We start from the raw sequence: 11,326 nt of genomic DNA on the forward strand, positions 1-11,326 counted from the left end.
CTCAAATGTGTCGAATAAAAACAGCAACCTATAGGTCGGGCCTCTCGCATGTTGCTGTCCAGCATGCGCGCGTGCTCGGAATCATGGCGACGCTCGCCGTGCTGTCTGCATGCTCGCTCGCGCCCGGCGAGCGCATGGTGCAACCTCCCACGCTACCCGTCAGTAATACTGACGATGGCCAGGCAACCGGCGCGCAGCAGGTTCCGATTACCGATATCACGCTGGCGACCGTGCAGCAACTGCGCCAACAACAACCCACCGTGGTCAGCGGCGGCGCGAACGATCTGACGCCACTGTTCGGCGATGCGGGACCGTACAAGATCGGTCCCGGCGACGTGTTGCAGATCACCGTGTGGGATCACCCGGAACTCGCGGCCGCGCTTGGCCAGCCGATCGGCCCCACGCGTGCCGCGGATCCGACGCTGGGTTTCGTCGTCGATCACGAAGGCAATGTGCAGTTCCCGTATGTCGGCTCGCTGCACGTGGCGGGCGAGAGTACCGAGGAGGTGCAGCGCAGGATTTCCGGCGATCTCGGCAAGGTGATGGTGAAGCCGCAGGTCACGGTGCGCATCGCGTCGTTCCGCGCTTCGCAGATCTACATTGACGGCGAGGTGCGCGCACCTGGCTCGCAATCCATCAACGACATCCCCATGACGTTGACCGAAGCGATCAATCGTGCCGGCGGCTTCGCGCCAACCGCGGATCAGGGTCGCGTGGTGATCGTGCGCGGCGACAAGACCTATTTCGTCGATGTCGCGCAGATGCTGCATAACAACCAGAACCCCTCGAAGATCGTATTGCAGAACGGCGATCTGCTGCGCGTCGAAGCACGTGAAGACTACGGCGTCTACGTGATGGGTGAAGTCAACAAGCCGGCCACGGTGCTGCCGATGCGAAACGGCAAGCTCTCGCTGGCGGATGCCATTTCGCAGGCCGGCAGCATCAACCCGACTTCAGCGGATGCTAAGCAGCTCTACGTGATTCGCGGCGGCCCGGACAAGCAGCCACAGGTCTGGCACCTCGATGCCACTTCACCGGTGTCGATGCTGCTCGCCAAACAGTTCGAACTGGAGCCAAAGGATGTGGTGTACGTCGACGCAGGTGGTCTCGTGCGCTTTAGCCGTGTGCTGGACCTGTTGCTGCCGTTGATCAATGCAGGGCTGACCGGGGCAATCATCGCGAAGTAGGACTTTGCCGGGGACGTCGGGGCAATGACGGACCTGGTGGAACATGGCGCGGCGGGCGCGGCGCGCCGACTCAATGCACTAGTAGTACGGGATTGATGACACTATGGCTACGAACTTCGAAAACCGGTATGTCGATGTCCAGAGTGGCGACGAGTTGCGATTATCGGACTATCTGTCCGTCATTTCGCAACATTGGCGGATGATCCTGACGATCACGTTGCTTGCCTTGCTGATCGGCACCGCGGTCGCCTTCATCCAGACACCGGTGTACCGCGCCGACGCGATGATCCAGGTGGAGGATATCGCCGACGACGGCAACGGCAATTCCAGCAGCGGCAGCAAGGATACGTTGCAGACCATGGCGTCGCTGTTCGACACCAAGGCGGTGACCTCCGCGCAGATCGAACTGCTCCGCTCGCGTCTCGTGATCGACGAAACGGTGCGCAAGCTGCATCTGGATATCGCCGCCGTGCCGCGTCATTTTCCTGTAATCGGCAATCTGTTTGCGCGTTGGCACGGTAACGACGGGGTCGCGGAGGCGCTCTTCGGCATGCCGCAATACGCGTGGGGCGGTGAGCAGATCGGCGTGACGCTGTTCGATACGCCCAAGGAGATGTACGACAAGCCATTCGTGCTGACCGTGCAGCCCGACGGCTCGTTTGTGGTGAACGATGAGAATGGCGCGGAAGTGTTGCGCGCGCGGCCCGGGCAACTGGCGGTCGGCTCGACCTCGCGCGGTCCGGTGCGGCTACAGGTCGATCAGTTGACGGCGCGCCCCGGCACGCAGTTCGACCTGACCCGCTCGTCGACGCTCGATACCGTGACGAAGCTGCAAAAGAAGCTCAACGTCATCGAGACGAGCGTGCAGTCCGGCATCATCGCGGTGACGCTCGAAGGCGTCAACAGCGAGCTGACGGCGGCGATCGTCAACAGCATCGCGCGCCAGTACGTGCAGCAGGACATCGACCGCAAGTCGGCCGAAGCCGAGCACACGCTCGCGTTTCTCGACCAGCAGTTGCCGCAGCTGCGCAGCGAACTCGATCAGGCAGAGCAGCGCTATAACAACTTCCGCAACAAGCAGGGCACGGTCGATCTGAGCGAGGAAAGCCGGCTGCTGCTGCAGCAGATCGTGGAGAACAAGACCAAGCTCGTCGACCTGCAACAGCAGCGCGCCGAACTGGCCACGCGTTTCACTGCGGCCCATCCGGCGGTTGCTGCGCTCGACGCGCAGATCGCGCAATTGCAAAGCGTGCAGGGCGGCCTGACGCATAACGTATCCACGCTCCCCGATACGGAGCAGACCGCATTGCGGATGTTGCGCGACGTGCGGGTCGATACCGAGCTCTATACGAATCTGCTCAACAGTGCTCAGCAATTGCGCATCGTCAAGGCCGGGCAGGTAGGCAACGTACGTGTCGTCGACTATGCCGAGCCGGCAGATGATCCGGTGCGGCCGCAGCGCGCTCTGCTGATTCTGATCAGCACGGGGCTGGGCCTTGTCCTCGGCATTCTGGCGGCGTTCACGCGCAAGACGCTGTATGGCGGCGTGCAGAACACCACGGAAATCGAAGCGCTGCTGGGCGTGCCGGTCTGCGCGGTGGTGCCGCGCAGCAACCTGCAACTGCGGGTGCAGCGCAATGTCGGCTTGCGCCGCGCGGGCGTGCACGTGCTTGCCGCCCAGGCGCCGGACGACGTCGCAGTGGAGGGCGTGCGCAGTCTGCGCACCACGCTCCAGTACGCGTTGGTCTCGGCGCGCAACAACGTGGTCATGCTGACCGGCTCGCGGCCCGATGCAGGCAAGTCGTTCATGTCCGTCAATCTGTCGGCACTGGTTGCGTCGGCGCACAAGCGCGTGCTGCTGATCGACGGCGATATGCGCCGTGGCGATATTCATAAACATTTCGGATTGCCACACACGCCGGGCCTTGCCGATGTCCTGAATGGCTCGGAATTGCAGGACTGCGTATTGCGCGACGTGCTGCCCGGCCTCGACGTGCTGACCAAGGGCGGCCTGCCAGGCAACCCATCCGAACTGTTGATGAGCGAACGCTTTCGCACCTTGCTCGAGCACTTCTCGCGAGTCTACGACCTGGTGATCGTCGATACGCCGCCGGTGCTGGCCGTCACCGATGCAGCGCTGATCGGCAAGCACGCGGGCACGACGCTGATGGTGGTGCGGCATGGCCGGCATCCCGCGCCGGAGATATCCGAAGCGCTCAAGCGTCTAGTCAATGCGGGCGTCAATCTGCATGGCGTCCTGCTGACCGACGTGCCGCCGCCGAAGCTCAACCTGGGCGGCTACACCGGCTATTACGGGTACCAGAGCCGCGCAGACTGAGCGCGCGCGGGCAGCGCGCGTTCGTGCCGTAAAGCAGGACCGTTTCTACACGCGTGCGGTGGACCGCCGCACGCGCCGCAGGTGTCAAACGAGCAGTCAAACGCTTCGACGAGGGGAACACAATGGATCGTAAGATCGCTTTGATAACCGGAGTAACAGGACAGGACGGCTCGTATCTCGCCGATCTGCTGCTTGCCAAAGGCTACGATGTGCACGGCATCAAGCGGCGCACGTCATTGTTCAATACCGATCGGATCGATCATCTGTGCTGCGATCCGCATGTGGCCGACCGGCACTTCTTCCTGCACCACGGCGATCTGACCGATTCGTCGAGCATCGTGCGCATCATCCAGCGCGTGCAGCCGGACGAAATCTACAACCTGGCCGCGCAAAGCCACGTTGCCGTGTCGTTCGAGGAACCGGAATACACCGCCAATGCGGATGGCCTCGGCACGCTGCGAATTCTCGAAGCGATGCGCATTCTTGGGCTCGAAAAGAAAACCCGCTTCTATCAGGCCTCCACCTCCGAGTTGTACGGGCTGGTGCAGGAAATGCCGCAGAAAGAAACCACGCCGTTCTATCCGCGCAGTCCCTATGCGGTGGCGAAACTGTACGCGTACTGGATCACCGTCAACTATCGCGAAGCGTACGGCATGTATGCGTGCAACGGCATCCTGTTCAATCACGAATCGCCAGTGCGCGGCGAGACCTTCGTGACGCGCAAGATTACCCGCGCCATCGCGCGGATTGCGGTGGGCCTGCAAGACGATATGTATCTGGGCAACCTGTCCGCGCTGCGCGATTGGGGCCATGCGCGCGACTACGTCGAAATGCAATGGATGATGCTGCAGCAGGAGCAGGCGGAAGACTTCGTGATCGCGACCGGCCAGCAGTACAGTGTGCGCGAGTTCATCCAGGCGGCGGCGGGAGAGCTGGGCGTGACGGTGCGCTTCGAAGGCGAGGGCGTCGATGAAGTCGGCATTGTCGACAAGGTGGAGGGCAAGGAAACGCGCCTCTCGCCGGGCGACGTGATCGTGCGCGTCGATGCGCGCTATTTCCGGCCGACCGAAGTCCAGACCCTGCTGGGCGACCCCTCCAAGGCGCATGCCAAACTCGGCTGGAAGCCGGTGACGTCGTTCCAGACGCTGGTCAAGGAAATGGTGCGAGCCGACTTCCAGATTGCGCGCCGCGACGCGCTAGTGACGCTGGCCGGTTTCAAGGCCCTCGAACATCACGAGTAACGGCCATGGACAAGAGCGCGCGCATCTTCATAGCCGGCCATCGGGGCATGGTCGGATCGGCGTTGGTCCGCCGTCTGCAGGAGGACGGTTACTCAGACATCCTGACGAAAACGCACGCTGAACTGGATCTGCTCGACCAGGCCGGGGTGAAGCGTTTTTTCGACGCGGAGCGGGTGGATGTCGTGCTGCTGGCGGCGGCGCGCGTGGGCGGCATTCTCGCCAACGCCACGCAACCCGCGGACTTCATTTACCAGAACCTGGCGATCGAGACCAACGTCATTCACGCGGCCTGGCAGGCGGGTGTGACGCGTCTCGTGTTCTTCGGCTCGTCGTGCATCTATCCGAAGGCCTGCGCGCAGCCGATCGAAGAAGACTACCTGCTGAGTTCGGCGCTCGAATCCACCAACGAGCCTTACGCGATTGCGAAGATTGCCGGGCTCAAGCTGTGCGAGGCCTATAACCGCCAGTACGGCACGAAGTTCGTCGCGCTGATGCCGACCAATCTGTACGGCCCGAACGACAACTACGATCTGCGTAACAGTCACGTGCTGCCGGCGCTGATCCGCAAGGCTCATGAGGCGAAGCTGAACGGCGAGCGCGTGTTGACCGTATGGGGTACCGGCACGCCACGCCGCGAGTTCCTGCATGTCGACGATCTCGCCGCTGCGACGGCCTTCGTGCTCGAACGCGAGGTCGCCGATGGCCTGTTGAACGTCGGCGTCGGCGACGACCTGTCGATCCGCGAGGTGGCGGAGCGGGTCGCGGCCACGGTCGGCTTCGACGGCCAGATCGTGTTCGATACCTCGAAACCGGACGGCACGCCGCGCAAGCTGCTCGACGTGTCGCGTCTGGCGCGTATGGGCTGGCGCGCGAGCATCGGCTTGCAGGAAGGGATCGAAGCGACCTATCGGGATTTCGTTGCGCGCTTTGGCGCGGCCACGCTTTCAGAAGGGACGGTTTGACAGCGCGGGCGGCGCCGCCGCGATCGCTCATGGCGGCGCGCTGGTCAGGTCTACGAAGTGGCGGGGCAGTAAGGCACGATTGCGCCAACGCGCGCGGCGCGACGTGCGGAACAGGAGGGGTATGAAAATTCTCATCGTGGGGCTCAACTATGCGCCGGAGCTCACGGGGGTCGGCAAATACACCGCTGAAATGGCGGAAGCGCTGGTTTCCGAAGGTCACGAGGTGCGGGTCGTGTGCGGCCCGCCGTATTACCCGCATTGGCGCGTGGCCGAAGGCTTTAGCGCGTGGCGCTATCGCCGCGAGTTACGCAACGGCGTGCGCGTGAAGCGCGTCCCATTGTGGGTGCCGGCCCAGCCTACGGGCGTGGCGCGCCTGCTGCATCTGGCGAGTTTTTCACTGGCTTCGCTGCCGGTGCTTGCCGCGCAGGTGGCGTGGCGAGCCGACTTGGTCATGAGCATCGCGCCGAGCCTGATGAGCGCACCGGGCGCCTGGCTGGTCGCGCGTCTGAGCGGAGCGCGCTCGTGGCTGCACATTCAGGACTACGAGGTGGATGCCGCCTTCGACCTGGGCCTGATCCGTGGTTCGTTGGCACGCCGCGTGGCACACGCTATCGAACGGCGGCTGCTGGGTGGCTTCGACATGGTGTCGAGTCTGTCCGCGAAGATGGTGGAGCGCGCCATCGCCAAGGGCGTCGATCCGCTCAAGACCTACTGTTTGCCGAACTGGGTCGATACGCGTGCGATCGTCCCGCTCGCTCAGGCCCGCTATTACCGCAAACTGCTCGGCCTCGAACAACGGGGCTTGCCGCAGACGGTCGTGCTGTATGCCGGCAATATGGGTTCCAAGCAGGGTCTCGAAGTGCTGGCAGCGGCCGCTGCGGAACTCGTGGAGCGCCCCGACATCAGTTTCGTGTTCTGCGGCAGCGGCCCGGTTCAAGCCCTGCTCGAAGCGAGTTGCGCCGGCTTGCGCAATTGCAGCTTTATGGGGGTGCAGCCGGCGCGCCAGTTGAACCAGCTACTCAACCTTGCCGACATTCACGTGCTGCCGCAACGCGGCGGTGCCGCCGATCTGGTGATGCCGTCCAAGCTCAACGGGATGCTCGCGAGCGGCCGGGCGATCATCGCAATGGCGTGTCCGGGCACTGAGCTGTACAACGTGGTGGCGCCGCGCGGGGTGGTGGTGCCGCCGGAGAATGTCGACGCGCTGGTCGAGGCGATCGTGGCGCTCGCCGCCGATCCGGCGCGTTGTGCGGCGCTCGGCGCAGCAGGTCGCGCCTACGCTGAACGTACTTTGTCAGGTGTGAGCGTGCTGGGGGCGTTGAACGCCAGGCTAGCCGAATTGTGTGGAATGCCAGGCATTACAGTGCCGCGCCATGACCCGTCGAATCCGGAAAGCAATGCAAACGGCGCAAGCGATGCAAACGGTCCATCGTGCGAGAAGCTGACTGAGGCGCCGTTGGAGTCGACGCAGGTTGATTGAACGCGCTTACCAGGGCGACTTGTAGATGTCGTGATGGACGGCGCGGCTGGGAGTGCCGTCACCGTATAGCTGTCGCGCCGCGGCGGTGGCAGGGTCGTCACTCAGGGTGCTTCTGCCGATTCCAGTGGCGGTGGCAGCCGCTGTGGCGCGGCGCGCAGTGCCGGCGCTAGTGGTACGGACAGCGGCACCCGCCGATTGGGGCGTGCCGGGTTGCGAGAGCATATGTTCGACCGGCGTGACGCCACGGCCCTGAGGGTCGGCGGCTGCGGCGGGCACATCCTGCTGCAGGTCGTCGCCCATGGTCTGGGACCGATAGACCGCGCCGTAGGTGGCGGGCGCGCCCAGCAACGATGCGTCGCCACTGCGTGAGGTCAAACCGCCGCCGCTGCCGGCACGGTTCGAGGCGGCGGCTGCGCCCTCCGCTTCGGCCGCAGGCGCATCTCCGTACGTGGCGAGCGCCTGGGCATAGGTGACACTGCACATCGCGCTGCAAGCCAGCGCGAGAGAGAAGGAGCGCGTGATGCGCAAGGCAAGAGGATTCATGGGAAGAGGTCCATGCACGACAGGCGGCGGCGCGGAGAATCGCGCTGCGTCATGCTAATGGTAGTGTCAACCGCGTCGCGGTCCGGACGAGATGTCAGTTCAAAGCCGACAAAGCCTGGGTGCATCAAGCCAATTGACGCTGGCACGCGCGAAACGCTGTGGCGGCTGTGCACAATTTCTCAGCCGCTGCAAAAAAGCTGGGACGTGAAGCACAAAACGCGTGGCGGCAGAGGTAGGCAGGTGTTGATGCAGAAGGCAGCAGGATGCAAGTGGAGCGCAACATTCAGATGAAACGCGAACAACTCGACACAGCGCTTGAATGGCAGCCGGATCCGGCAAGCGGAGCGGCGCCTGCGTCGGCCGTCATCGATCTGAGCCTGGCGGGCAAGGGCAATTATGTGCGCCGCGCGAGCCGCCTGACCGAGGCACTGTGGTTCGTGGTCGAAGCGTGCCTGATCAACAACAAGCTGATACCGTTTTCGGCAGTGCGCGTCGGGGTGCTGCGCCTGTTCGGCGCGAAGATCGGCCCCAACTGCCGCTTCATGCATCCGTTGCGCGTAAAGGCGCCGTGGAATCTGGAAGTGGGGGCGAATTCGTGGTTTGGCGTCGATGCGTGGATTTACAACCAGGCGCCGATTCGCATCGGTTCGAATGTGTGCATTTCACAGGGCACTTTTCTTACGACCGGCTCGCACGATTACGCCACCAGCATGGATCTGCACGTAGCGCCTATCGTGATTGAAGACGGCGTATGGATCACTTCGAAGTGCGTGGTGCAGATGGGTGTGACCATTGGCCGTTCGGCGCTCGTGACGCCGCTCTCGGTGGTGCATCGCTCACTTGAAGCCGAAGGCGTCTACGGCGGCAATCCTGTGCGTTTCATCAAACCGCGCTTCGCGTCACAGGATGCGGTCCAGCGCATGCCGTAGCGTGAGCTGGGCGGCCCGCTAGCTCCGGCCGAGGGCGAGTGTGCCTTCCTCGTTGCGAGGCTTGTGGCGGTCCTGCTGCAAGATCCGCAGCAGATCGGCGGACATCGCGTCGACCGTGAAGTGCTGCTCGAAACAGTGCAGTGCCTGCGTCCGCATCGCTGCGGCCTGGATGGCGTCGAGCTGCATCCAGCGAGTCAGATTGGCGAGCGTGCCCGCGACGCTATCCGGTGCAACAAAACCCGCGCCGTCTGCCTGAACCTCGCGCCAGATATTGACCTTGTCGGAGATGAGCGCGGGCAGGCCGCAGGCGAGCGCCTCGGCCACTGCAATGCCGAAGTTCTCCTGATGCGAGGGCAGCACGAACGCGTCGCTGGCGTAGAACGCCCCCCACTTTTCGTCGCCTTGCAGCATGCCGGTCCACGTGATCCGGCTGGCGATCCCGAGTTCGTCGGCAAGCGCTTTGAGCGTCGGCACCCACGTGTCGCCATCGGGACCGGCCATCACCAGACGTGCCGCCGGCTCCAGTTCGCGCGCCGCGGCGAAGGCTTGCAAAAGCAGATCGCAACCCTTCTTGGGATGGATGCGGCCGAGAAACAGGATCAGGCGCTGGTCGCGCAACGCCGGGTGCGCGTTGTAAAACGCTTCGCGCAGGCTGGCCGCATCACTGGGCGGCCGGTTCGTGCCAAAGGCCACGACTGCCTCGTTGGCGTGATACAGGCTGAATGATTCGCGCGCGAGCCGGCACTCTTCCTGCGTGGTGAACAGCACGCGCGTGGCGTCGCGCAGCACCCGGTATTCCGCCCACGGCCAATAGAGCCACTTCTTGACATGCTTGAGCGGATAGGTGCGCTTGAACCACGGATCGAGCATGCCATGCGGAAACACGTAATACGGCACGTTCAGCCGCCGCAGGGCTTTCCACGTCGCATAGCCGGGGTATTGCCAGAGACCGTTGACGATCACCGCATCGAACGAGGTCGCATGGGCCTCGAGCCACGGCACGAGCTTCGGTGTAAAGCCGTAGAACCCTTTGGCCGGCCCGAGGGCGTGAACCGGCAGCGGAAATGCCGCAAGCCATGCCGCGGACGGATCGTCGACGGTGGCGACTTCCACCTCGTGACCGAGCGCCGTCATATTGATGCCGCTTTGCCGCACGCCTTCAGTCGGGCCGCCCGCACGCGGGTCGAGCGTTGCCAGCAGATGCAGAATCTTCATGACGGGCCCCGTCCAGAAAGGCCCGGCGGCAACTGCGCGAGACCGGGCCGGCCTTCGAGGGTGCCACGTGGCCATGGCGGCACGGGCGACATGCTCGGGGCGCGCTGCGGACGCACCACGCGGCGTGCCGCGCGCACGCGCATGGTTTGCGCGATGCGTGCATAGCTGGCGACGACGAGGCCAAGGGCGACACCGAACACGAGTCCGGAGAAGCGCGGCCCCAATGGATTGCCGCCAATCGAGATGGCCGGCACGGCGGCGAGCATCATGAGCGAACGGCCGAGCACCGGCAAATACAACAGGTTCGGCATGCGCCGCCGCCATTCGCGGTGCGCGAACACGCCCTTGATGAGCGCGTAGAGAATGGCGAGCGGCATGGCGATGCCGAACAGCAGGCCGCCGGCAAACAACTGGTACACCCAGAAGTTATGGCCTGCTACCCATTCCCGGATGGCGAAGAAATCCTTGGCGCTCATCTGCCCATGAAGGTCGGGCAGATAGCTCGGCGAATAGCGGTACATGTGCCCGTATCCTTCACCGGCTAGCAGTGCGAACGATGACGACGTCACCTGATCGTACTGGTCCTTCATTTCCGCGAGACGCGTGATGGTGGTCGGATCGACGTGGGCCTGGGTTTCCTTCGAGGCGAAAATGCGCTGGGTCCAATGTTCCGATACCGACGGGAACAGCGCGGCCGCACCCGCGACGGCCGCACCGATCAGCAGGCCGATCACGAGCGAGCGGAACGCCGCGCGCACCATATGCCGCAGCGACGGCGCGCTCAGCCAGGTGGCGAGCACGAATAGCAGCATGGTGGCGAGCATCAGCGAGCGCGTCACGCTCAGCAATTCGATCACGATCGTGGCGAGAAACACCGCAATCGAGAAGGCCCTGTAGCGCTTGGCGACGACGAATTCGTGCAGCAGGAGCCCCTGCAGGCCGAGGAAGGTGACCGAGACGATGCGGAAGCGCACGTCCTCAAGCGAGCCGATGGTCTTGAAGCCATACACGAGGGTGAATGCGAGTGACATCACCATGGCCCACAGCAGGGTCTTCTCGATCTGGGCGAGCCGTACATCGCTCCACGGATGGCAGGCCACGAGGTAGCCGAGCAGGAACAGCAGGAACGGCAGCAGCACACGCAGATAATTGCCGACGTCGTTGCCCCGCAGCGCCTGCGTGAAGGCACTGCCGAGAATCGTCATAAGCAGCGCGCAGAGGACGACCTTGCGCATGTGGGAGCGGTGCTGGAAGCGCGGGGCGATCATCAGCAGCAGCAATCCCGCGCCCACGGTAGGCACCACGAGCAGGATCTGCGCGAGATGGCTGGTGGCGTCTTCGGTGGCCTTGAAGTCGAACGCGAGCGGTATGAGGAACAGCCAGATCCAGACCGAGGTGAACTTGTTGCGCACGGCTGGGTTCTCCTTATGC

The 11,326-nt window shown here is 63.8% G+C and carries 9 protein-coding genes; 6 read left to right on the forward strand and 3 right to left on the reverse strand.

What is annotated here, in order from left to right; genetic code table 11:
* The first annotated feature begins 5 nt into the window (after positions 1 to 5).
* The 5 genes from P3T43_RS20850 to P3T43_RS20870 all read left to right on the forward strand — a co-directional run bounded on the left by P3T43_RS20850 (position 6) and on the right by P3T43_RS20870 (position 7,208).
* Entirely contained in the window at positions 6 to 1,187 is a 1,182-nt protein-coding gene (locus P3T43_RS20850) for a polysaccharide biosynthesis/export family protein (RefSeq protein WP_429282937.1), read from the forward strand.
* A gap of 103 nt (positions 1,188 to 1,290) precedes the next feature.
* Entirely contained in the window at positions 1,291 to 3,525 is a 2,235-nt protein-coding gene (locus P3T43_RS20855; RefSeq protein WP_429282938.1) for a polysaccharide biosynthesis tyrosine autokinase, read from the forward strand.
* Between the two features lie 122 nt (positions 3,526 to 3,647).
* The gene (gmd, locus tag P3T43_RS20860; RefSeq protein WP_429282939.1) at positions 3,648 to 4,766 is read left to right on the forward strand and encodes a GDP-mannose 4,6-dehydratase; all 1,119 of its coding nucleotides are present in this window, start codon (positions 3,648 to 3,650) and stop codon (positions 4,764 to 4,766) included.
* Positions 4,767 to 4,771: 5 nt separating this feature from the next.
* Complete coding sequence (locus P3T43_RS20865) at positions 4,772 to 5,728, forward strand: GDP-L-fucose synthase family protein (RefSeq protein ID WP_429282940.1); 957 nt, start codon at positions 4,772 to 4,774, stop codon at positions 5,726 to 5,728.
* Positions 5,729 to 5,849: 121 nt separating this feature from the next.
* The gene (locus P3T43_RS20870; protein ID WP_429282941.1) at positions 5,850 to 7,208 is read left to right on the forward strand and encodes a glycosyltransferase WbuB; all 1,359 of its coding nucleotides are present in this window, start codon (positions 5,850 to 5,852) and stop codon (positions 7,206 to 7,208) included.
* 6 nt (positions 7,209 to 7,214) lie between these two features.
* Here the strand turns inward: P3T43_RS20870 and P3T43_RS20875 are convergent, their stop codons facing one another.
* A complete protein-coding gene (locus tag P3T43_RS20875; protein ID WP_429282942.1) occupies positions 7,215 to 7,751 on the reverse strand; it encodes a hypothetical protein in 537 nt (178 codons plus the stop codon).
* A 287-nt stretch (positions 7,752 to 8,038) separates the two neighbouring features.
* Here P3T43_RS20875 and P3T43_RS20880 point away from each other — a divergent pair, with 287 nt between their 5' ends.
* Positions 8,039 to 8,680, forward strand: a complete 642-nt coding sequence (locus P3T43_RS20880) for a DapH/DapD/GlmU-related protein (RefSeq protein ID WP_429282943.1) — start codon at positions 8,039 to 8,041, stop codon at positions 8,678 to 8,680.
* A gap of 18 nt (positions 8,681 to 8,698) precedes the next feature.
* Here P3T43_RS20880 and P3T43_RS20885 read toward each other — a convergent pair whose 3' ends face one another.
* Both P3T43_RS20885 and P3T43_RS20890 read right to left on the reverse strand, forming a co-directional pair.
* Positions 8,699 to 9,895, reverse strand: a complete 1,197-nt coding sequence (locus tag P3T43_RS20885; RefSeq protein ID WP_429282944.1) for a glycosyltransferase — start codon at positions 9,893 to 9,895, stop codon at positions 8,699 to 8,701.
* Complete coding sequence (locus P3T43_RS20890) at positions 9,892 to 11,307, reverse strand: hypothetical protein (RefSeq protein WP_429282945.1); 1,416 nt, start codon at positions 11,305 to 11,307, stop codon at positions 9,892 to 9,894. The genes P3T43_RS20885 and P3T43_RS20890 overlap by 4 nt, the downstream gene beginning before the upstream one ends.
* Positions 11,308 to 11,326: the final 19 nt, after the last annotated feature.

The organism is Paraburkholderia sp. GAS41 (assembly GCF_050436545.1).
Lineage (GTDB): Bacteria > Pseudomonadota > Gammaproteobacteria > Burkholderiales > Burkholderiaceae > Paraburkholderia.

Excerpts from the sequence above, each read along its gene's own strand:
- P3T43_RS20875 (WP_429282942.1), bottom strand. The coding sequence starts at position 7,751 with ATGAATCCTCTTGCCTTGCGCATCACGCGCTCCTTCTCTCTCGCGCTG.
- P3T43_RS20865 (WP_429282940.1), top strand. The coding sequence starts at position 4,772 with ATGGACAAGAGCGCGCGCATCTTCATAGCCGGCCATCGGGGCATGGTC.
- P3T43_RS20850 (WP_429282937.1), top strand. The coding sequence starts at position 6 with ATGTGTCGAATAAAAACAGCAACCTATAGGTCGGGCCTCTCGCATGTT.
- P3T43_RS20885 (WP_429282944.1), bottom strand. The coding sequence starts at position 9,895 with ATGAAGATTCTGCATCTGCTGGCAACGCTCGACCCGCGTGCGGGCGGC.
- P3T43_RS20870 (WP_429282941.1), top strand. The coding sequence starts at position 5,850 with ATGAAAATTCTCATCGTGGGGCTCAACTATGCGCCGGAGCTCACGGGG.
- P3T43_RS20855 (WP_429282938.1), top strand. The coding sequence starts at position 1,291 with ATGGCTACGAACTTCGAAAACCGGTATGTCGATGTCCAGAGTGGCGAC.
- P3T43_RS20880 (WP_429282943.1), top strand. The coding sequence starts at position 8,039 with ATGAAACGCGAACAACTCGACACAGCGCTTGAATGGCAGCCGGATCCG.
- gmd (WP_429282939.1), top strand. The coding sequence starts at position 3,648 with ATGGATCGTAAGATCGCTTTGATAACCGGAGTAACAGGACAGGACGGC.